At 67.9% G+C, this 21,094-nt stretch carries 17 protein-coding genes; 7 read left to right on the top strand and 10 right to left on the bottom strand.

Annotated elements, in window-relative coordinates:
• Positions 1-104 precede the first annotated feature (104 nt).
• Entirely contained in the window at positions 105-1,364 is a 1,260-nt protein-coding gene (gene mshA / locus ACQCSX_RS10410; protein ID WP_427018905.1) for a D-inositol-3-phosphate glycosyltransferase, read from the top strand.
• 29 nt (positions 1,365-1,393) lie between these two features.
• On the opposite strand, the gene ACQCSX_RS10415 is transcribed toward mshA, so the two are convergent.
• Complete coding sequence (locus ACQCSX_RS10415) at positions 1,394-2,548, bottom strand: ROK family protein (protein ID WP_427018906.1); 1,155 nt, start codon at positions 2,546-2,548, stop codon at positions 1,394-1,396.
• A gap of 127 nt (positions 2,549-2,675) precedes the next feature.
• On the opposite strand from ACQCSX_RS10415, the gene ACQCSX_RS10420 reads away from it, so the two are divergent.
• The 4 genes from ACQCSX_RS10420 to ACQCSX_RS10435 are packed head-to-tail and all read left to right on the top strand — an operon-like array spanning position 2,676 to position 7,990.
• Positions 2,676-4,865, top strand: a complete 2,190-nt coding sequence (locus tag ACQCSX_RS10420) for an alpha-galactosidase (RefSeq protein ID WP_427018907.1) — start codon at positions 2,676-2,678, stop codon at positions 4,863-4,865.
• 1 nt (position 4,866) lies between these two features.
• Positions 4,867-6,156: an ABC transporter substrate-binding protein gene (locus tag ACQCSX_RS10425; RefSeq protein ID WP_427018908.1), complete on the top strand. Its 1,290-nt coding sequence runs from the start codon at positions 4,867-4,869 to the stop codon at positions 6,154-6,156.
• A 2-nt stretch (positions 6,157-6,158) separates the two neighbouring features.
• Positions 6,159-7,097 (top strand): carbohydrate ABC transporter permease, encoded by a 939-nt coding sequence (locus ACQCSX_RS10430; RefSeq protein ID WP_427018909.1) that lies wholly within the window; start codon positions 6,159-6,161, stop codon positions 7,095-7,097.
• Positions 7,097-7,990 carry a carbohydrate ABC transporter permease gene (locus ACQCSX_RS10435; RefSeq protein ID WP_427018910.1) on the top strand — a complete coding sequence of 298 codons (894 nt, stop codon included), beginning with the start codon at positions 7,097-7,099 and terminating at the stop codon, positions 7,988-7,990. The genes ACQCSX_RS10430 and ACQCSX_RS10435 overlap by 1 nt, the downstream gene beginning before the upstream one ends.
• A 67-nt stretch (positions 7,991-8,057) precedes the next feature.
• On the opposite strand, the gene ACQCSX_RS10440 is transcribed toward ACQCSX_RS10435, so the two are convergent.
• From ACQCSX_RS10440 to glmS, 6 genes are all read right to left on the bottom strand, one after another.
• On the bottom strand, positions 8,058-9,143 hold the full coding sequence (locus ACQCSX_RS10440) for an inositol-3-phosphate synthase (protein WP_427018911.1): 1,086 nt from the start codon (positions 9,141-9,143) through the stop codon (positions 8,058-8,060).
• A gap of 171 nt (positions 9,144-9,314) precedes the next feature.
• Complete coding sequence (gene mgrA / locus ACQCSX_RS10445) at positions 9,315-10,349, bottom strand: L-glyceraldehyde 3-phosphate reductase (RefSeq protein WP_427018912.1); 1,035 nt, start codon at positions 10,347-10,349, stop codon at positions 9,315-9,317.
• Between the two features lie 61 nt (positions 10,350-10,410).
• A complete protein-coding gene (gene glgX, locus ACQCSX_RS10450) occupies positions 10,411-12,564 on the bottom strand; it encodes a glycogen debranching protein GlgX (RefSeq protein ID WP_427018913.1) in 2,154 nt (717 codons plus the stop codon).
• Between the two features lie 62 nt (positions 12,565-12,626).
• Positions 12,627-14,174, bottom strand: a complete 1,548-nt coding sequence (locus ACQCSX_RS10455) for an NAD(P)H-hydrate epimerase (protein WP_427018914.1) — start codon at positions 14,172-14,174, stop codon at positions 12,627-12,629.
• A gap of 1 nt (position 14,175) precedes the next feature.
• Positions 14,176-14,523: a holo-ACP synthase gene (locus ACQCSX_RS10460; RefSeq protein WP_427018915.1), complete on the bottom strand. Its 348-nt coding sequence runs from the start codon at positions 14,521-14,523 to the stop codon at positions 14,176-14,178.
• A 301-nt stretch (positions 14,524-14,824) separates the two neighbouring features.
• Positions 14,825-16,726, bottom strand: coding sequence for a glutamine--fructose-6-phosphate transaminase (isomerizing) (glmS, locus tag ACQCSX_RS10465; protein ID WP_427018916.1), 1,902 nt, complete (start codon positions 16,724-16,726; stop codon positions 14,825-14,827).
• 140 nt (positions 16,727-16,866) lie between these two features.
• Here glmS and coaA point away from each other — a divergent pair, with 140 nt between their 5' ends.
• On the top strand, positions 16,867-17,838 hold the full coding sequence (gene coaA, locus ACQCSX_RS10470; protein ID WP_427018917.1) for a type I pantothenate kinase: 972 nt from the start codon (positions 16,867-16,869) through the stop codon (positions 17,836-17,838).
• A gap of 137 nt (positions 17,839-17,975) precedes the next feature.
• Positions 17,976-18,365 carry a large conductance mechanosensitive channel protein MscL gene (mscL, locus tag ACQCSX_RS10475; protein WP_427018918.1) on the top strand — a complete coding sequence of 130 codons (390 nt, stop codon included), beginning with the start codon at positions 17,976-17,978 and terminating at the stop codon, positions 18,363-18,365.
• A gap of 92 nt (positions 18,366-18,457) precedes the next feature.
• On the opposite strand, the gene glmM is transcribed toward mscL, so the two are convergent.
• From glmM to rplM, 3 genes are all read right to left on the bottom strand, one after another.
• Positions 18,458-19,810, bottom strand: coding sequence for a phosphoglucosamine mutase (gene glmM, locus ACQCSX_RS10480; protein ID WP_427018919.1), 1,353 nt, complete (start codon positions 19,808-19,810; stop codon positions 18,458-18,460).
• A gap of 235 nt (positions 19,811-20,045) precedes the next feature.
• The gene (rpsI, locus tag ACQCSX_RS10485) at positions 20,046-20,561 is read right to left on the bottom strand and encodes a 30S ribosomal protein S9 (protein ID WP_026555750.1); all 516 of its coding nucleotides are present in this window, start codon (positions 20,559-20,561) and stop codon (positions 20,046-20,048) included.
• 37 nt (positions 20,562-20,598) lie between these two features.
• Positions 20,599-21,042: a 50S ribosomal protein L13 gene (gene rplM / locus ACQCSX_RS10490; protein WP_427018920.1), complete on the bottom strand. Its 444-nt coding sequence runs from the start codon at positions 21,040-21,042 to the stop codon at positions 20,599-20,601.
• Positions 21,043-21,094 lie beyond the last annotated feature (52 nt).

Genomic DNA, 21,094 nt, shown 5'->3' on the forward strand with positions numbered 1-21,094 from the left:
CGGGCGGGGCCCGCCGCAGCGGCCGATGGTGGGAGAATCTACCGTGTGCACTTTGCGGTGCACGGCAGAAATGTATTCGTTCCAGTCCAGGCCTAGGAGTACCGGTGCACCAGGTGCGGCGCGTTGCCATGTTGTCCCTGCACACCTCCCCGCTGGACCAGCCCGGCGGCGGCGACGCGGGCGGCATGAACGTCTATGTCCGCGCCCTGGCCCTGGAATTGGCCGCTTCCGGTGTGGCCGTGGAGATCTTCACCCGCCGCGTCGATCCCGGCCAGCCCGACGCTGTCGAGCTGGGCCCCGGCGTGCTGGTGCACCACGTCACCGCTGGCCCGGCGCACAAGGTGTCCAAGGAAAGGCTGCCGCTGCTGGTTCCCCAGCTGGCCGACGCCGTCTCCGCCGTCATCGCCGCGTCGCCGGCCGGCCATTTTGACGTGCTGCATTCGCACTACTGGGTCTCCGGCATGGCCGGGCTGCAGCTCGCCGCCCAGTGGGGGCTGCCGCTGGTGCACACCATGCACACCATGGCCCGGGTGAAGAACAAGCACCTGCCGGACGGGCAGACGGCCGAGCCCACCATCCGCGAGGACGGCGAGCAGCACATCGTGGCCGCCGCCACCCGGCTGATCGCCAACACCACGGCCGAGGCCACCGAGCTCGAGCGCCACTACAACGGCTGCGAGACGCGGATCGACGTCGTATCCCCCGGCGTCGACCTGAAGGTCTACAAGCCCGCCTTCCGCGACAGGTCCCGGACCCGGTTGGGCATCGCCGCGGGCGTCTTCCACGTGGTCTTTGCCGGCCGGCTCCAGCGGCTCAAGGGCCCGCATGTGCTGGTCAAGGCCGCCGCCCTGCTGCGCCGCACGCGCCCCGAGATCCCGCTGCAGGTCAGCATTCTCGGTGCCAGCAGCGGCAGCGACAAATATGATCTTCCGCAGCTGATCGCCGACGCCGGCCTGGCAGGCACCGTCTCGGTCCTGCCGCCTGTCTCCGCCGAGCTGCTGGCGGACTGGTACCGGGCGGCGGATGTGGTGGCCATGCCCTCCTCGAGCGAATCCTTTGGCCTGGTGGCCATCGAAGCCCAGGCCTGCGGCACACCGGTGGTGGCCACCAATGTGGGCGGACTGCCGCGGGCCGTCAGCGATGGACGCACCGGGCTACTGGTGGACGGCCGCGATGCCCACCACTGGGCCGATGCCCTCGCCTCGCTGCACGATTTCCCGCAAACCCGCACGGACATGGGCCGGGCGGCCTCCGTCTACGCCGAATCCTTCGGCTGGGCGCACACGGCGGAGCTCACCACCGCCAGCTACGACCGCGCCCTGGCCACCGCCACGGCTCATGCCGAATCCGCCGTCGGCGCCTAGTCGATTGCCGGCGCCCAGGTGCCGGCCGGTTAGGCGAATGCCTGCTGCTGGATGGCAATAGCCGAGGCGCCGCGGGCCCATTCATCAAACTCCGCCGACGCCACCACCAGTTCGACCGGATCGGCGTCGGGATCGCGGTCGGCCGCCAGCGCCGCCTGGACAGTGGGTTCGATCTGCGCAAAAATGTCGATGCCTTCCCCGGCCAGCACAACCGTGTTGACCATCGCCAGGTTGGCCGCGGCGGCCACCATGCGGCCCAGCGCCCGGCCGGCCGCTTCCACCACCGCCAATGCCGCCGGGTGGCCGGCGGCGGCGAGGTCAAGCACCTCGGCATAGTCCACCGGCCGCGCCAGCGCCGTGGACACCTGCGTGCAGATGGAGGGGATGGACAGCATGGCGGTGGAGCAGCCGCGGTGTCCATCGATGCACAGCGGGCCGTTGGGATCCAGTGGAAAGTGCCCGCCCAGGCCCAGCCCCGCGTCACGGGTGCGGACCACCTGGTTGTTGATCGCAATCCCGTAGCCAACACCGGCGCCGATGGTCAGCACGGCAAAGTTGGCTGCCGTCCGCCCGGCGCCAAACCACTGCTCGGCCGCGGCCAGGGCGATGACGTCGTTTTCCACGGCGACCGGCAGGCCCAGCCGTTGGGCCAGCAGCCGGCGCAGCGGGACGTGGCGCCAGCCCAGGAAAGGCGCCCGGAGCACCACACCGTCGGTGTCGACGTTGCCGCCGATGGATATGCCCACGGCAGTGAGCACACCGGAGCCCTTCCCCCGCAGCCGTTCCACCAGCTCGGCGATGGCCTCTACCACCGTCTCGACGGCGCCATCGGCCAAGTCCAGCTCGTCCGTGGCCAGGTCCCGGGCCCGCAGGTCCGTCAGAGCACCCAGTACGGCGGTCCCCGTGACCTTGATGCCCACAAAGTTCTGGACGGAGGCGTGCACATCCAGCAGACGCACGGGCCGCCCCACCGAACCATCTGCCACAAGGTCGCCTTCCACCAGCACGCCGGCATCCAGCAGGGGCTTGCTGAGCCTGGTCAAGCTGGCGGTGCTCAGGCCCACCCGGCTGGCCAGCTCGCCCCGCGAGAGCGGCCCATGGACCAGGACGGTGCGTGCCAGTTCGAGTGCCGAGTCGGTCAGGTGGTGAGGATCTCCGGCGGCAGGGGTGCTAAGGGTGGCCATGGCCATAGTTTATTGCATCGCAAAGTAAACTCAACCAAGAATGCTCCACGATGGCCACATTCCAGGCGAACTTCACGCATTTCAGTGACCCTTGACACCACAATTAGTTTTGCGGTAAAAATAACTCATGCCTGCTTCTCCCACTTCCCTTGCCGCCGCCGCCGAGGTTCCACACCCGGCCGTTGCGCCATTCATCCAGCTCCACCGGGGCGGCACCACCGTCATTGTGGACACCCGCACCAGCGGACTGCCCACCATCGTGCACTGGGGACCGGCCACCGGAGTCCTGTCGGCCGCCGAGCTGGCCTCGCTCGCCGTCGCCGCCGAACCCCAGCGCGTGTCCGGCGGCATCGACAACCCGGCGCGGCTGACCCTGCTCCCCCAGGAGGCCTTCGGCTGGCAGCACTCCCCCGCCCTCCAGGGCCACCGCAGCGGCGCCGCCTGGGCCAGCGCCCTGGCCACGACGGCGGTGCTCGCCACCGATGCCGGCGCCACCATCACCGCCACCGATCCGGCCGCGTCCCTGGCACTGGCCACCGAGCTGGACCTCACGGCCCACGGCGTCCTGCGCCAGCGCCACACCCTGACCAACACCGGCACGGACCGCTACGAGCTCGCACAGCTGGCCACCGTCTTCCCGCTGCCGGCCACGGCCGCCACCATTTTGGACACCACGGGCCGCCACCTCAAGGAGCGCACACCGCAGCGCCGGCCGTTGACCGTTGGCGCCCATGTCCGCGAGAGCCGGCGCGGGCGCCCCGGCGCGGATGCCTCGCTGCTGATGCTGGCCGGCACCGAGGGCTTCGGCTACCGCAGCGGACTGGTCCACGGCGTGCACCTGGCCTGGAGCGGCAACCACCGGCTCAGCGCCGAGCGCACCATCAACTCCGACAACTTCCTCACCGCCGGCGAGCTGCTGGCCCCGGGCGAGGTCAGCCTGGCCCCCGGCGAGAGCTACAGCACCCCCTGGGCCCTGGGCTCGTGGGGCACCGGCCTGGACCAGCTGGCCGCCCGGTTCCACGAGGATCTGCGCGGACGCGGCAACCACCCGGCCTCGGACCGCCCCGTCACCCTGAACACCTGGGAGGCCGTCTACTTTGACCACGACCTGGGCACGCTGAAGGCCCTGGCTGACAAGGCCGCCGCGGTAGGCGTGGAGCGCTTTGTCCTCGACGACGGCTGGTTCGCCGGGCGCCGCGACGACACCGCCGGACTGGGCGACTGGTTCGTGGACACCGCCGTCTGGCCCGATGGCCTTGGGCCGCTGGCCAACCATGTGCGCGGCCTGGGCATGGAATTTGGCCTCTGGTTCGAGCCGGAAATGGTCAGCCCCGACAGCGAGCTGGCCCGCACCCACCCGGAGTGGATTCTGCACACCGACGGGCGCTGGCCGCTGCCCGGCCGCCAGCAGCAGGTGCTCAACCTGGCCCACCCGGACTGCTTTGCCTACCTGCTGGAGCGCATCGACGCACTCCTGTCCGAATACCCCATCGGCTACATCAAGTGGGACCACAACCGGGACCTGATGGATGCCTCCGACCCCCGCACCGGCCGCCCCGCCGTCCATGCGACCACCGCGGCCCTCTACCGGCTGCTGGCCGAGCTCAAGGCCCGCCACCCCGGGCTGGAGATCGAAAGCTGCGCCTCCGGTGGCGCCCGCGTGGACCTGGGCATCCTGGAACTCACCGACCGCGTCTGGACCAGCGACTGCATCGACCCCATCGAGCGGCTGGACAACCAGGCCTTCACCGGCCTGCTGGTCCCCTACGAGCTGATGGGCGCCCACATCGGCGGACCGAAGTCGCATTCCACCCACCGCCAGCACAGCCTGGGCTTCATGGCCCGCACGGCCATCTTCGGCCACCTGGGCATCGAGTGGAGCATCAGCACCATCGACGACGCCCAGACGGCGGAGCTGCGCCAGTGGGTGGAGTTCTACAAGGAGCACCGCCGGCTCTTCCACACCGGGGTGAGCGTCCACGCGGACTCCACCGATCCCGCCATCGACATCCGCGGCGTGGTCTCCACCGATGCCCGCCGCGCCGTCTTCTCCGTCACCCAGCGCGAGGCCTCCACCACCTACCCCACGGGCCGCTTTACGCTCCCGGGCCTGGATGCGGACGCACTGTACGCCGTGCGCCTGTCCGAGCCGCTCACCGGGGACGTCGGCAACGGCCAATCGCCGCTGGCCTGGGCGAACACCGATGTCGTCTTCTCCGGGCGGACGCTGGCCACGATTGGCCTGCAGGCCCCCGTCCTCTTCCCCGAACACGCGGTGCTGGTCATGGTGGACCAGTTGCCCGGCCAAGGAGCCTGAGATGAACACCCGAATGCCGGCGCGCCGGCACGCCCTCGTGGGTGCCGCCGCCGCCATCGCCCTGGCCGCCGCCCTCAGTGGCTGTTCCGCGTCCGACCACGGAAAAGTCACCCTGGACTTCTTCCAGTTCAAACCCGAGGCGGTGCAGAATTTCAAGACCATCGTGGCGGACTTCGAGGCGGCCAACCCCAACATCAAGGTGGTCATCAACACCGTTCCGGATCCCGACACGGCCATCCGGACCCTGCTGGTGAAGGACAAGACCCCGGATGTGCTCACGCTCAACGGCAACGGCAACTTTGCCGATCTGGCCTCCGCCTGCGTCTTTGCCGACCTCTCGGACCTGCCCTCGGCCGCCCGGGCCAAGCCCCAGGTGCAGAGCATCCTCAACTCCCTGGGCACCTGCCACGGGGACGAGACCAATGGGCTGCCGTTCGCCAACAATGCCAGCGGCGTCCTGTACAACCCGGAGATCTTCGCCAAGTACTCCGTCAAGGTGCCGCAGACCTGGGACGAGCTGATCGCCGCGGCCGAGACCTTCAAGGCCAACGGCGTCAACCCGTTCTACTTCACGCTCAAGGACGCCTGGACCATCTCGCCGCCCTTCGTGAACCTGGCGGGCAACCTGACGCCGCCGGACTTCTTCGCCAACATCCGCTCCGCGGGCTGGACCCCGGCGGCCGGGACCGACGGCTTCGCCAAGGACGGTGCCGAAGCGGCGCAAAAGCTCAAGCAGCTCTTCAGCTACGCCCAGCCCGGCGCCGAAAGCGCCGGCTACAACGACGGCAATGCCGCCTTCGCCGCAGGCAAGTCCGCCATGTACCTGCAGGGCAGCTACGCCGTTCCGGCCATCCGGGCCGCCAACCCCGATGCCAAGGTGGCGTCCTTCCCCTACCCCACCACCAACGACCCGGCCAAGAACACGCTGGTCTCCGGCGTCGACGTCACGCTGGCCATGGGGCGCAACACCAAGCACCCGGTGGAGGCGAAGAAGTTCATCGAATACATGATGAGCACCCCGGTGCTGGATGCCTATTCCGCCTCCCAGTCCTCCCTCACCCCCGTGGCGGATGCGGCACCCAGCGCCGACCCGGCGCTGGCCGGCATCCAGGGCTACTTCAACGATGGGCGCGTGATCGGCTTCTTCGACCACCATGTCCCCGCCAGCATCCCCCTGACCGCCATTTTGCAGCAATACATCCTGGACGGTAAGGAAAACGACTTCCTCGCCAAGATGGACAATGAGTTTGCCAAGCTCGCTGCCCGCACCTCATCGAACGGAGGGCAGTAACCATGGCAACACTGGCATCTGCCAAGACCACCGGAAAGACCCTTGGACGGCGCAACGCCGCGTCCGGGCTCTCGCGCCGGCCCAAGGTTGACCGCACCTTCTACTGGATGGTGGTGCCGGCGCTCGTCCTGTTCGTCGTGCTGCACACCGTCCCCACCGTGACGGGCATGTTCTTCAGCCTGACCAACTACGCCGGCTACGGCGAATGGCACTTCGTCGGCCTGGAGAACTACGTCAACCTGTTCAAGGACGACAGGGTGCTCTCCTCCTACGGCTTCACGTTCCTGTTCGCCGTCACCACCACCATTGTGGTCAACGTCTTCTCCTTGTTCATCGCCATCGTGCTCAATGCGAAGATCAAGTTCCAGACGGCCTTCCGGGGCATCTTCTTCATCCCGAACATCCTCTCGGTGCTCATCGTCGGCTATGTGTTCAACTACCTGCTCTCGAACAACCTGCCGCTGATCGGCAAGGCGCTGGGCATCGATTGGCTCTCCACCTCCATCCTGGCCAACCCGAATCTGGCCTGGCTGGGCATCGTCGGGGTCACGTCCTGGCAGGCCATCGCCTTCAGCGTCATCATCTACCTGGCCGGCCTGCAGACGGTGCCCGGGGAGCTGTACGAGGCCGCCAGCATCGACGGCGCGTCCCCGTGGCGGCAGTTCCGCTCCATCACCTTCCCGATGATCTCCAGCTTCTTCACCATCAACATGGTGCTGGCGCTCAAGGGCTTCCTGCAGGCCTTCGACCAGATCGTAGCCCTGACCGGCGGCGGTCCGGGTACGTCCACCGAATCCGTGGCCATGGTCATCTACCGCGGTGGTTTCCAGGGCGGCGAGTACGGCTACCAGATGGCCAACTCCGTGGTGTACCTGGTTGTGATTGTGGTCCTGTCCCTGCTCCAAATGCGCACGCTCCAACGCAAGGAGGCTGACTTCTAATGTCTGCCATCACCGATTCCCCGGCCGCTGCGGCGCCCACGGCCCCGCAGCCAACCACCCGCAGGCGCACCGGCCGGCGCGACGGCGCGAACTGGCCGCTGACCGCACTCGTCGCCGTCCTGTCGCTGACAGTCCTCATTCCGCTGTACTTCACCATCGTCACGGCGCTCAAGAGCCCGGACCAGCTCGGCGGCACCGGCTTCGAGCTGCCCACCAGCGTCCATTTGGAAAACTTCTCCACGGCGTGGAACCTCACCAATTTCCCGCATGCGCTGCTGATCTCCGCCGTGGTGACGGTCTGCGCCGTCGTGCTGACCATCCTGACGAACTCGCTGGTGGCCTACGCGATCGCCCGCAATATGCACCGGCCCTTCTTCAAGGCGCTGTACTACTTCTTCATCGCCGCCCTGTTTGTGCCGTTCCCGATCATCATGCTGCCCGTGACCAAAGAGACGGCGCTGCTGGGCCTGGACAACCCGGTGGGCCTGTTCCTGCTCTATGCGGTGTACGGGCTCAGCTTCAATGTGTTCGTCTACACGGCCTTCATCAAGTCCATCCCGGCCGAGCTGGAGGAGGCGGCCATCATGGACGGCGCCTCGGTCTGGACCTCCTTCCGGAAGATCATCTTCCCGCTGCTGACCCCGATGAACGCCACGGTGGGCATCCTGACCTGCCTGTGGGCCTGGAACGATTTCCTGCTCCCGCTGGTGATCCTCTCCAACCCCGACACCCGCACGCTGCCCCTGGTCCAGTACGTCTTCCAGAGCCAGTTCAACACCGACTATGCGACGGCGTTCGCCTCCTATCTGATGGCGCTGGCACCGCTGCTGCTGGTGTACCTCTTCGCTCAGCGCTGGGTGATCTCCGGCGTCATGCGCGGCTCCATCAAGTAGGCTCCCGCATGCAAAAGGGCCCGGCCCCTGCCATTGGCAGGGGCCGGGCCCTTTGTGCGTGTGGTTTCTAGCGCTCCACGTCGCCGCGGATGAAGGCCTCGACCTTTTCACGGGCGATGTCGTCGTTGAACTGCTCCGGCGGGGACTTCATGAAGTAGCTGGAGGCGGAGAGCAGGGGTCCGCCCACGCCGCGGTCCAGGCCGATCTTGGCCGCACGGATGGCATCAATGATGACGCCGGCGGAGTTGGGGGAATCCCAGACCTCCAGCTTGTACTCCAGGGACACCGGAGCGTCGCCAAAGTTGCGGCCCTCCAGGCGGACGAAGGCCCACTTGCGGTCGTCCAGCCAGGCCACGTAGTCGGACGGGCCGATGTGGACGTCGTCGGCGTGCAGCACGGCCTCGACGTTGGAGGTGACGGCCTGGGTCTTGGAGATCTTCTTGGACTCCAGGCGGTCGCGCTCCAGCATGTTCTTGAAGTCCATGTTGCCGCCCACGTTCAGCTGGTACGTGCGGTCCAGGGTGACGCCGCGGTCTTCGAAGAGCTTGGCCATGACGCGGTGCGTGATGGTGGCGCCGATCTGGCTCTTGATGTCGTCGCCGACAATCGGCACGCCGGCGGCGGTGAACTTGTCGGCCCACTCCTTGGTCCCGGCAATGAACACCGGCAGGGCGTTGACGAACGCCACACCGGCGTCGATGGCAGCCTGGGCGTAGAAGTGGGCTGCGTCCTCGGAACCGACGGGCAGGTAGCAGACCATCACGTCGACGGCGGCCTCGCGCAGCGCGGCAACAATGTCCACGGGCTCGGCGTCGGACTCCACGATGGTCTCGCGGTAGTACTTGCCCAGGCCGTCAAGGGTGTGTCCGCGCTGGACGGAAACGCCCAGGTTGGGCACATCGGCGATCTTGATGGTGTTGTTTTCGCTGGCGCCGATGGCGTCGGAGAGGTCAAGGCCAACCTTCTTGCTGTCCACGTCGAACGCGGCCACAAAGGTCACGTCATTGACGTGGTACTGGCCAAACTCAACATGCATCAGGCCGGGCACCGTGGCCGCCGGGTCCGCGTTCTGGTAGTACTGGACGCCCTGCACCAGCGAGGCGGCGCAGTTTCCCACACCAACAATGGCAACCCGAATTGGATGGTTCGACACGGAACTCCTTCTAAATCATGCGCAAGGGCCCGGACAGCGTCGAAGCCTCGAGCGCCGGAGCGCGCGGCATGGCCACCGGACCTGGCGCCCGACTGGCGCCCTACGTTCATTCTAGCCAACAGCACCGGGGGCCCAATTGTTCCCCCGGTGCCGTAGATCACATGGCCCGGATCACTGGGCCCAGAGGTTGATGTCCGATTCCACGGCAAACTCGTCGATGGCAGCGAGCTCGTCGGCCGTGAAGGCGAGGTTGTTGATGGCCGCCAGGTTGTTCTCCAGCTGGGCCACGCTTGACGCGCCAACCAGAGCGGAGGTCACGGGGCTGCCCTTGGGCTGGTCGCGCAGGATCCAGGCGATGGCCAGCTGCGCCAGCGACTGGCCGCGCCCCGCCGCAATGGCGTTGAGCCCGTGCACCCGGGCCATCGATTCCTCGGTGAGGTTGGAGTCGGAGAGGAAGCGGGCCTTGGCCGCGCGGGAATCGGCCGGCACACCCTTGAGGTACCGGTCCGTCAGCATGCCCTGCGCCAGCGGGGAGAACGCGATGGATCCGGCGCCCACGGTCTCCAGCGCCTCGTAGAGGTTCGGCTCGCCGTTCTCGGTCCAGCGGTTCAGCAGCGAGTAGGAGGGCTGGTGGATCAGCAGCGGCGTGCCCAGTTCCTTCAGGATCCGGGCGGCCTCGAGGGTCTGCGCCGGGGTGTAGGAGGAGATGCCCGCGTACAGGGCCTTGCCCGAGCGCACGGCATGGTCCAGGGCGCCCATGGTCTCCTCCAGCGGAGTTTCCGGGTCCGGCCGGTGGCTGTAGAAGATGTCAACGTAGTCCAGGCCCATCCGTCCCAGCGACTGGTCCAGGCTGGCCAGCAGGTTCTTGCGGGAGCCCCACTCGCCATACGGGCCCGGCCACATGTAGTAGCCGGCCTTGGTGGAGATCACGAGCTCGTCGCGGTACGGGGCGAAATCGTCCTTGAGGTGGCGGCCAAAGTTGGTCTCGGCGGATCCGTCCGGCGGGCCGTAGTTGTTGGCCAGGTCAAAGTGGGTCACGCCCAGGTCGAAGGCACGGCGCAGGATGTCGCGCTGCTCCTCAAAGCGCTTGTCGTCGCCAAAGTTGTGCCACAGCCCCAGCGAGACGGCCGGCAGCTTCAGCCCGCTGCGCCCCACTCGGCGGTAGGGCATGGTTTCATAGCGGTTGTCCGCGGCATGGTAGGTCATGGCTCCAGTTTGCCAGTTCGACGGCGGCGCCCGGCCGTGTGTCCCCATGTGTCCGAAATTGTTACACCGTGTCCGCAATTGTTCCGGGAGTGTCCTCGTGCGACGCGGCGAGGACCAGCGACGATCTCGCCGGCAGCGGCACCACCGCTCCGGCCCCGTACACTCTGGTGCCGGCCCCGACGCCGTCGTCCGAGGTGTCCACCAGCACCTCCCAGCGGGGCGAATAGGTGTGGTCGGGCAGCGTGCACTCCACGGTGGCGTCGTGGGCGTTGAAGTAGAGCAGGAAGTTCGCATCCGTGACCGGCCGGCCGTGCTCGTCCGGGCCGGGGATGCCGTCGCCGTTGAGGTAGGCGCCGATGGTCCGCCCGAAGCCGCTCCCCCAGTCCGCGCCGGTCATGGCCGAACCGTCGGGCCGCAGCCAGACAATGTCCGCCAGCTCGTCGCCGTCGGCCTGCTCCACCGGCACCCCGTCAAAGAAGCGCCGGCGCCGGAACACCGGGTGCTCCGCGCGCAGGCGCCCCAGCCGGGCGGTGAAGTCCAGCAGCCCGGCATCCGCCTGGCCCCAATCGATCCAGCTCAGCTCGTTGTCCTGGCAGTAGGCGTTGTTGTTGCCGTGCTGCGAGCGCCCGAGCTCGTCGCCGGCCAGCAGCATCGGCACGCCCTGGGAGAGCAGCAGCGTGGTGAGGATGTTGCGCTGCTGGCGTCCGCGCAGCGCCAGGATGGCCGGATCATCGGTGGGGCCCTCCACCCCGCAGTTCCAGGAGCGGTTGGTGGATTCGCCGTCGTTGTTGCCCTCGCCGTTGGCCTCGTTGTGCTTGGCGTTGTAGGCGACCAGGTCCGCCAGCGGGAAGCCGTCGTGGGCCGTGGCGAAGTTGATCGAGGCCACGGGCCGGCGGCCGGAATGGGCGTAGAGGTCGCTCGAGCCGGTGAGCCGGGAGGCAAATTCGGCCAGCGTTGCCGGTTCCCCGCGCCAGAAATCGCGCACCGTGTCGCGGAATTTGCCGTTCCATTCACTCCACTGCGGCGGGAAGTTGCCCACCTGGTAGCCGCCCGGCCCCAGGTCCCAGGGCTCGGCAATCAGCTTCACCCCCGAGACCACCGGATCCTGCGCGACCATGTCGAAGAAGGTGGAGAGCTTGTCGACGTCGTAGAACTCGCGGGCCAGCTCCGCGGCGAGGTCGAAGCGGAAGCCGTCCACATGCATCTCGGCCACCCAGTACCGCAGCGAGTCCATCAGCATCGCCAGCGGGGCGGCATTGCGGACGTTGAGCGAGTTCCCGGTGCCGGTGTAGTCCACGTAGCGGGACCTGTCGGCGTCCTCCAGGCGGTAGTAGGCGTCGTTGTCGATCCCGCGGAAGGACAGGGTGGGGCCCTGGTGGTTTCCCTCCGCCGTGTGGTTGTAGACCACGTCCAGGATGACCTCCAGCCCGGCGGCGTGCAGGGCCCGCACCATGTCCTTGAATTCGCGCACCTGGGCGAATCCGCCGTCCCGGCCGCCGGTGGACGAGTACCCGTTGTGCGGGGCAAAGAAGCCGATGGTGTTGTAGCCCCAGTAATTGCTCAGCCCCCTCTCCAGCAGTGTGCCATCGTGGACAAACTGGTGGACGGGCATCAGCTCCACCGCCGTCACGCCCAGCCTCACCAGGTGGGCCACCACGGCGGAGTGCCCGACGGCGGCATAGCTGCCGCGCTGGTGCCCGGGCACGTCCGGGTGGAGCTGGGTGAGCCCCTTGACGTGGGCCTCGTAGATGACGGTGCGGTGGTAGGGCGTGCGCGGAGGCTCGTCGCCGCGCCAATCGTAGCCGGGGTCGACCACCACAGAGCGCGGCACGTGGGCCGCCGAGTCGGCGTCGTTGCGCTCGTCCGGGCGGTCCGGCAGTTGGCCCAACACGGACGGGTCCCAGTCCACGGTGCCGGCGATGGCCCGGGCGTAGGGGTCCAGCAGTAGCTTGGCGGCGTTGAAGCGCAAGCCGTTGGCCGGGTCCCACGGCCCGTCCACCCGGTAGCCGTAGTGCTGCCCCGGGCCAATGCCCGGCAGGTAGGCGTGCCAGATGCAGGCGTCCACCTCGGTCAGCCCGACGGCGGCCTCGGCACCAACGGCGTCGAACAGGGCGAGCGTGACGGCCGTGGCGCCGTCGCTGTACAGGGCAAAGTTGGTGCCTGCCCCGTCCCAACTGGCACCCAGTGGACGCGCGCGCCCGGGCCAAACCTCCATGCTGGCTCCTTTCCGGTGGGCTGCCGGCATCGTTGGGGCCGGGACGGGTGTGGTGCGGCTTCCTAGCCGCCGGCGGCCCGCCAGGCCGCCGGAATGGCGGCGGCCAGCGCCGAGGCCTGCAGCGGACCTCCCGCCGCAACGGCGGCGCGGCCGTGCAGGCTGGCGGCCAGCGCGGCGATTCCCGCCCACCGGGCAGCGGCGGGAATGCCCAGGGCAGTGAAGGGGCCGGGGGTGTCCGCGAGGGCGGCCAGCAGTGCCCCCAGCATGCCGGCCAGGACATCGCCGCTGCCGGCGGTGGCCAGCCACCCGGTCCCGTCCGCCTGGCTGAACACGGTGCCGTCCGGGCCGGCCACCACCGTGGTGGCCCCCTTCAGCAGCACTGTGGCCCCGGTCAGCGCGGCGGCCCGGGTGGCACAGCTGTGCGGCGCGGCCTCGACCTCGGCGCGGGAGGCCGGCGCATCCAGCCGGGACAGCAGCACGGCCAGCTCGCCGGCATGCGGGGTCAGGATGGTGCTGGCGGGATGGCCCGTCCCCACCAGGGGCAGGGCGCCGGCGTCGACCACCACGGGGAGCGGACCGGCCAGTGCGGCCCGGGCGTGGTCTTCCTGCCGCCGGTCGCCGTCGATCCCGGGTCCGGCCAGCCAGGCCTGCACATGGGACTCGGCTACGCTGCCCTGGGCCGCCACCACCTCGGGGTGCGCCTGCTGGACCCTGGCGGCCACCTCGGCCGGCCCCAGGTAGCGGACCATGCCCACCCCGGTGGACACCGCGGCACCGGCGCACAGGGCGGCGGCTCCGGGGTACCGGGCCGACCCGGCGATGATGCCGAGCACGCCGCGGCTGTACTTGTGGCTGGTCCGGGTTGGCACGGGCAGCAGGGCGGCCAGGTCGGCGGTCTCCAGCCGGCGCAGCAGCGGGGCGCCCAGCCGTTGCGCGATGCCGATGTCCACCTCCACGACACGGCCGGCATGGGACTCCCCCGGCGAAAGCAGCAGGCCAGCCTTGGCGGCGCCGAACGTGACAGTCAGTTCCGCCGCCAGCACGGGGCCGGCGGCGGCGCCGGTGTCGGCATCCACGCCACTGGGAAGGTCAACGGCCACCACCAGCGGACCGGGCAGGGCCGCCAGGGACCGCAGCAGGGAGGCCGCGGGTTCGCGGACTCCGCCGCGGCCGCCCGTGCCCAGGATCCCGTCCAGCAGCACGTCCGCGGCCGCAGCCTCGGCAAGGAATCCGGCGGTGCCACCGCCGGCAGTGGGTGGCGGGCCGCTGTCGCCCAGGGCGCCGTCGAGGGCAAAGATCCGCCCGCCGGCGGCGAGGAAGGCGGCCAGCGCCTCCGGATGGGTCCGCGCCGAGGTGAGAACGGCGGCCACCCGGGCCCCGCGGCCGGCCAGCTCCGCCGCTGCATAGAGTGCGTCGCCGCCGTTGTTCCCGGCCCCGGCAAGGACCGCCACGCGGGAGCCGTACACGCGGCGTCCGGCGGAGCGCAGCAGCCGGCCCACCTCGACGGCGAGGCCGTGGGCGGCGCGCCGCATCAGGGCCGGCCCCTGGCCGGCAGCCAGGAGCGGCTCCTCGGCCGCCCGGACCGCGGAGCCGGTGTAGGCGTGGATCACCTTAGCCCTCGGCGATCACCATGGCGGTGGAAATGCCGCCGTCGTGGCTCATGGACAGATGCCAGCGCTTGACGCCCTTGGCCTTGGCCACCGCGGCGACCGTCCCCGTGACCTGGATGGTGGGGCCGTGCTCGTCCAGTCCGATCCAGCAGTCCTGCCAGTTCATTCCGGCCGGCGCACCCAGGACCTTGGCGACGGATTCCTTGGCGGCAAACCGGGCCGCCAGGGAACGCGTGTTCAGGTTCCGCTCGGCCGGCACAAACAGCCTGTCGCGCAGCCCGGGGGTGCGCTCCAGCTGCCCGCCGAAACGCTCAATGTCCACCACATCTACACCGATGCCAATAATCATGGTCCCCAGCCTAGTGCCCGCGGGGCCCCAATGGAGCGAAGCGAGATTGGGGAGGGCGCGACGGCGCTAGTGCCCGCGGGGCCCCAATGGAGCGAAGCGAGATTGGGGAGGGCGCGACGGCGCTAGTGCCCGCGGGGCCCCAATGGAGCGAAGCGAGATTGGGGAGGGCGCGACGGCGCTAGCCGCTGGCCAGGGGCGCGCCCGGCTGGTGCGCAAAAGCCGCGGCGCCGGGCCCGAAGGCCCGGCGCCGCGGCCGAAGGCCCGGCGCCGCGGCCGGGATCATGCTGTATGTGAGCCGGCGCTACTCGACGGTGACCGACTTGGCCAGGTTGCGCGGCTGGTCCACGTCGTAGCCCTTGGCCGTGGCCAGCTCGCAGGCAAACAGCTGCAGCGGCACGGTGGTGAGCAGCGGCGCCAGCAGCGGGGTGGTCTGGGGAATGTAGAAGACGTGCTCGGCGTACGCCAGCACGGCGTCGTCGCCCTCTTCGGCAATGACGATGGTCTTGGCGCCGCGGGCACGGATCTCCTGGATGTTGGAGACCACCTTTGCATGGAGCGAGTCGCGGCCGCGCGGGGAGGGTACGACGACGAACACCGGCTGGCCCTCCTCGATCAGCGCGATGGGTCCGTGCTTGAGCTCGCCGGCGGCAAAACCCTCCGCGTGGATGTAGGCCAGCTCCTTGAGCTTGAGCGCACCTTCCATGGCCACGGGGAAGCCGACATGGCGGCCCAGGAACAGCACGGACTTGGTGTCGGCCATCTCGCGGGCCAGCGCCTTGATGTCACCCGAGTTGTCCAGAATCTGCTGGATCTTGGCCGGCATCTTGGCCAGGTCCGCCAGGATGTCCTTGATCTCGCCCTGGAACAGGTTTCCGCGCAACTGTGCCAAATACAGCCCCAGCAGGTAGGCGGCGGTGATCTGGGCCAGGAAAGCCTTGGTGGAGGCCACGGCAATTTCCGGGCCCGCGTGGGTGTACAGCACGGCATCGGATTCGCGCGGGATGGTGGAGCCATTGGTGTTGCAGATGGCCAACGTCTTGGCGCCCTGCTCGCGGGCATACCGGACAGCCATCAGCGTGTCCATGGTTTCCCCGGACTGCGAGATGGAGACAATCAGGGTGGTGTCGGTGACGATGGGGTCGCGGTACCGGAACTCGTGCGAGAGCTCCACCTCGGTGGGGATCCGGCACCAGCGCTCGATGGCGTATTTGGCCACCTGGCCGGCGTAGGCCGAGGTCCCGCAGGCCAGCACGATGATCTTGTCGATGCCCTTGAGCAGTTCGGGGTCGATGCGCAGCTCGTTGAGCGTCAGCATCCCGTGCTCGTCCGAGCGGCCCAACAGGGTCTGGGCGACGGCGTCGGGCTGGTCATTGATCTCCTTCTCCATGAAGGAGGGGTAGCCGCCCTTTTCGGCGGCTGCAGCATCCCAGTCCACCAGATATTCCTTGCCCTGGGCAGGGGCGCCGTGGAAGTCGATGATGTCCACCGAATCCGGGGTGATGGTGACGATCTGGTCCTGGCCCAGTTCCACCGCGCGGCGGGTGTAGTCGATGAACCCCGAGACGTCCGAGCCCAGGAAGTTCTCGCCGTCACCCAATCCCACCACTAGGGGCGAGTTGCGCCGGGCCGCCACCACCATGCCCGGGGCATCGGCGTGGATGGCCAGCAGGGTGAAGGCACCCTCCAGCTGCTGGCAGGCCAGCTCCATGGCCTTGGTCAGCGCCCCGTCCCTCTGGCCGGCGTCGACGAGCGTGCGGTAGATGTCGCCCAGCAGCGCAGCGGCCACCTCGGTGTCGGTGTCGGAGGCGAAGACGTGCCCCTTGCGCACCAGGGCGGCCTTCAGCTCGGCGAAGTTTTCGATGATGCCATTGTGGATCAGTGCCAGCTGTCCGCCGTCGGCAAGGTGCGGATGGGCGTTCTGGTCCGTAGGCCCGCCGTGCGTGGCCCAGCGGGTGTGTCCAATGCCCGTCAGGGCGGCCGGCAGCGGATCCGCCTCGAGTTCGACCAGCAGATTGGCCAGCTTGCCCGATTTCTTCCGCGAGGAGATCCGGTGGTCCTCCAGCACGGCGACGCCCGCGGAATCGTATCCACGGTACTCAAGCCGGCGCAGTCCTTCCAGCACTACATCCAGGGCACCATGCGCGTGAAGCGCGCCGTTGCCGTTAACAGTTCCACGGCCTACATAGCCAACAATTCCACACATGCCTCAAGAGTAACGTGCACCCTAGAGGGAGGATGTAGGATCTTATCCCGCAGAGAGGTGCATAGGAAAAGGCCAACGGCCAAAAACTGCCCGTATTTCGCGAAGGTTCGCAGACGGTTCGCAGACAAGGCAGAATCACTATGGTGACTTCGCAACGAAACGAGTCCGCGAACGGCGAGGGAGTCTCCCCCTTTGTGGAACTGGACCGCACCACCTGGTCCCGGCTCTCCGACACCATCGAGCAACCCCTCAACGAGGAAGATATTGCCCGGCTGCGGGGTTTGGGCGAAAAGCTGAACATGAAGGAGATCCGCGAGGTCTATCTTCCGCTCTCACGTCTGCTCAACCTCTACGTGGGCGCCGCCGGCCAACTGCACGCTGCCACCACCACCTTCCTGGGCGAAAAGACCCGCCGCACTCCCTTCGTGATCGGCGTCGCCGGCTCGGTGGCCGTGGGCAAATCCACTACGGCACGCGTGCTGCGCGAGATGCTGCGCCGCTGGCCGGACACCCCCAATGTGGAACTTGTCACAACTGACGGGTTCCTCTACCCGAACGCAGAGTTGGCACGGCGCGGGCTGATGGAACGCAAGGGCTTCCCCGAGTCCTATGACCAGCGCGCCCTACTGCGCTTCGTCAGCGAGGTCAAGGGCGGAGCCGAAGAGGTCCGTGCGCCCTGGTACTCGCATCTGACCTATGACATTGTCCCGGGCCGGGAAGTGGTGGTCCGCCGCCCCGACGTGCTGATCGTGGAGGGGCTCAATGTGCTGGCCCCGGCGCGCCCGCGGCACGACGGCCGCTCGGGGCTGGCCGTCAGCGATTTCTTTGATTTCTCCATTTACGTGGATGCAAAGACCTCTTACATTGAGCAATGGTATGTCGATAGGTTCCGGTCGCTGCGGACCCGCTCATTCAGCAATCCGGAATCCTATTTCAGGCGCTACGCGGAACTCTCCGACACCGAGGCCGTGGAAACCGCGCTGGGCATCTGGAAACGGATCAACGAGCCGAACCTGGTCGAGAATGTCATTCCCACCCGGGGACGGGCCCAACTGGTGCTGACCAAGGAGGCGGACCACTCCATCCGCCGCATGCTGCTGCGGAAAACCTGACCACCGCAATTTCGGATGGCGGCGAATGGATCCTCCGCCGCCAGCATTTGCGCCACGCCGGCATGGTTCACGGACACGTTAGCCATTTGTCACCAAAGGGTGGCGCCAATGCCACGCTATTGGGGTATTTTGGGGGCATGCTCAAAGGATTCAAGGAATTCATTTCCCACGGAAACGCTATTGACCTCGCTGTTGGTGTCATTATCGGCGCCGCGTTCAGCGCCGTTGTCACCGCTCTCGTCAACGGCATCATTACGCCGTTGATTGCCGCCATCTTTGGCAAACCGGACATTTCCCATGTGGGCAATTTTATCCTCAACGGCGCCGAGTTCTCGGTGGGCTCCGTGCTCCAGGCACTGCTGAACTTCGCGCTGGTTGCCATTGCCCTGTACTTCGCCATTGTGCTCCCCATCAACCACCTGAAGGCACGCGCTACCGCACGGAGGCCCGTCGAGGAGATTGTTGCGGAGGTCGACGAGCAGACCGTCCTCCTGACCGAAATCCGCGACGCCCTGCGCCGCGGCTGACCACCGGCTTAAACGCCGAGGGCGACGGCTCCCGATGGGAGCCGTCGCCCTCGGCGTTTAAGCACCACCGCTCCGGTTTCCCGGCGGCGCGCCTAGCGCTGGAGGCCGAGCCTGTCGCGGACGACGCCGGCAAGCTCGGTGCAGATGCGGGTGGCCGTTTCCATGTCGGCGGCTTCCACCATGACCCGTACCAGTGCCTCGGTGCCCGAGGGGCGCAGCAGCACGCGGCCGGTGTCGCCGAGCTCGCGCTCGGCCGCTGCGACGGCGGCCGTGACGCCGGTGTCGAACGAGGCCCGGCTCTTGTCCACATCGGGGACGTTGATCATCAGCTGGGGCAGCTTGGCCATGACCTGGGCAAGCTCCTTGAGCCTCTTGCCGGTGCGGACCACCTGGGCGGCCAGCTGCAGGCCGGTCAGCACGCCGTCGCCCGTGGTGGCGTACTCGGAGAAAATGACGTGCCCGGACTGCTCGCCGCCGAGGCTGTAGCCGCCGCGGCGCATTTCCTCCAGCACGTAGCGGTCGCCGACGGCGGTTTCCCGGATGCTGATGCCCGCGTTGCGCAGGGCGATCTTCAACCCAAGGTTGCTCATCACGGTGGCCACCAGGACATCATCCTTGAGCTCGCCGGATTCCTTCAGCGCCACAGCCAGGATGGCCATGATCTGGTCCCCGTCGATGACGGTGCCCTCGTGGTCCACGGCCAGGCAGCGGTCCGCGTCGCCGTCGTGGGCAATGCCCAGATCGGCGCCGTGCTCAAGGACGGCGGCCTGGAGCTTCCCCAGATGGGTGGATCCCACGCCGTCGTTGATGTTCAATCCGTCGGGCTCGGCTCCGATCACCACGATCTGGGCGCCGGCGTCGGCAAACACATGCGGGGAACAGCCGCTGGCAGCACCATGGGCGCAATCGAGCACCACCTTGATGCCATCCAGGCGGTTGGGCAGCGTGGAAAGCAGGTGGACGATGTAGCGGTCCTCGGCGTCGGCAAAGCGCTGGATCCGGCCGACGTCGATGCCCACCGGGCGGAAGACCTCATTCGCCAGCCGCGCCTCGATGGCGTCCTCGACCTCGTCGGGCAGCTTGTGGCCCCCGCGGGCGAAGAACTTGATGCCGTTGTCGGGTGCCGGGTTGTGCGAGGCAGAGATCATCACGCCAAAGTCCGCGCCCAGATCCGCGATCAGGAAGGCAGCGGCGGGGGTGGGCAGCACGCCGGCATCGTAGACGTCCACGCCGGCACTGGCCAGCCCGGCTTCCACCGCGGCGGCAATGAACTCGCCGCTGGCCCGCGGGTCGCGTGCGACGACGGCGCGCGGTCGTTTACCCTCCGCCATCTGCTCGTGGCCAAGGACCACGGCCGCAGCCTGGGCAAGGGAAAGGGCAAGCTCTGCGGTCAGCAGACCGTTGGCCAGCCCGCGGACACCGTCGGTTCCAAATAATCTAGACATCCGTATCAGTTTAGGGCACCAATACCCGCCCCGGGCCGCCCGGCGCGGCGACACGGCCCGGCACCTGCGCTGCGGCGCGGCCGTCCGGCGCAGAGCAGCGGGCCAACTCCGCGCAGGAGCCGCCCCTGCGCACAGTTGGATCCAGCCACCGCGCAGAACGGCACGGAGCCGCCGCCTTAAACGCCGAAAAGGCCGGTCGCAGAGCGACCGGCCTTTTTGGCGCCTCGCGCGAAATTTAGCGCTTGGAGTACTGGGGTGCCTTGCGGGCCTTCTTGAGACCAGCCTTCTTGCGCTCGATGACGCGGGCGTCACGAGTCAGGAAGCCGGCCTTCTTCAGGGTCGCGCGGTTGTTCTCGGTGTCGATCTCGTTCAAGGAACGAGCAACGCCCAGACGCAGTGCGCCGGCCTGGCCGGAGGGGCCACCACCGTGGATGCGGGCGATGACGTCGTAGGCGCCATCCAGATCCAGGATGCGGAAGGGCTCGTTGACTTCCTGCTGGTGCAGCTTGTTCGGGAAGTAGTCGGACAGCTCGCGGCCGTTCACGATCCACTTGCCGGAACCCGGGACAACGCGGACGCGGGCGATGGCCTGCTTGCGGCGGCCAACGGCTGCGCCGGCAACCGTCAGGGCCGGGCGCTCCTTCTTGGGGGCAGCGTCACCGGCCGGAGCGGACTCCGAGGTGTAGCTGGTCAGTACTTCTTCCTCAGCCACAACGGCCTCGGTGTTCAGCTCTTCAGTGTTCTGAGCCACGATTCTCCTTGATAAATATTTGGGTTGGTGGCCAGGACTACTGGGCGACCTGGGTGATTTCGAAGGCCTTCGGCTGCTGGGCAGCGTGCGGGTGCTCTGCACCCTTGTAGACCTTCAGCTTGCCGATCTGCTGTGCGGCAAGGGAGTTCTTCGGGAGCATGCCACGGATGGCCTTCTCTACAGCGCGGACCGGGTTCTTCTCCAGCAGTTCTGCATAGTTGACGCTGGACAGGCCGCCCGGGTACCCGGAGTGGCGGTAAGCGCGCTTCTGCTCAAGCTTGGCACCGGTCAGGGCAACCTTCTCGGCGTTGACGATGATGACAAAGTCGCCCATGTCCATGTGGGACGCAAAGGTCGGCTTGTGCTTTCCGCGCAGCAGGATTGCGGTCTGGCTGGCGAGACGGCCGAGGACAACGTCGGTGGCGTCAATGACGTGCCACTGGCGGTTGATGTCGCCGGGCTTCGGGGTGTACGTACGCACGGTTTCTGCCTTCGTTTCTTGTTCTTAGGTGGCGTCACTAGATGGTTACGCC

Source organism: Pseudarthrobacter sp. P1, from assembly GCF_050156935.1.
Lineage (GTDB): Bacteria > Actinomycetota > Actinomycetes > Actinomycetales > Micrococcaceae > Specibacter.

Coding starts and splice junctions, on each gene's coding strand:
- ACQCSX_RS10435 (WP_427018910.1), top strand. CDS start 7,097: ATGTCTGCCATCACCGATTCCCCGGCCGCTGCGGCGCCCACGGCCCCG.
- ACQCSX_RS10415 (WP_427018906.1), bottom strand. CDS start 2,548: ATGGCCACCCTTAGCACCCCTGCCGCCGGAGATCCTCACCACCTGACC.
- ACQCSX_RS10425 (WP_427018908.1), top strand. CDS start 4,867: ATGAACACCCGAATGCCGGCGCGCCGGCACGCCCTCGTGGGTGCCGCC.
- ACQCSX_RS10420 (WP_427018907.1), top strand. CDS start 2,676: ATGCCTGCTTCTCCCACTTCCCTTGCCGCCGCCGCCGAGGTTCCACAC.
- coaA (WP_427018917.1), top strand. CDS start 16,867: ATGGTGACTTCGCAACGAAACGAGTCCGCGAACGGCGAGGGAGTCTCC.
- ACQCSX_RS10460 (WP_427018915.1), bottom strand. CDS start 14,523: ATGATTATTGGCATCGGTGTAGATGTGGTGGACATTGAGCGTTTCGGC.
- glmS (WP_427018916.1), bottom strand. CDS start 16,726: ATGTGTGGAATTGTTGGCTATGTAGGCCGTGGAACTGTTAACGGCAAC.
- mscL (WP_427018918.1), top strand. CDS start 17,976: ATGCTCAAAGGATTCAAGGAATTCATTTCCCACGGAAACGCTATTGAC.
- glgX (WP_427018913.1), bottom strand. CDS start 12,564: ATGGAGGTTTGGCCCGGGCGCGCGCGTCCACTGGGTGCCAGTTGGGAC.
- mgrA (WP_427018912.1), bottom strand. CDS start 10,349: ATGACCTACCATGCCGCGGACAACCGCTATGAAACCATGCCCTACCGC.
- ACQCSX_RS10430 (WP_427018909.1), top strand. CDS start 6,159: ATGGCAACACTGGCATCTGCCAAGACCACCGGAAAGACCCTTGGACGG.
- glmM (WP_427018919.1), bottom strand. CDS start 19,810: ATGTCTAGATTATTTGGAACCGACGGTGTCCGCGGGCTGGCCAACGGT.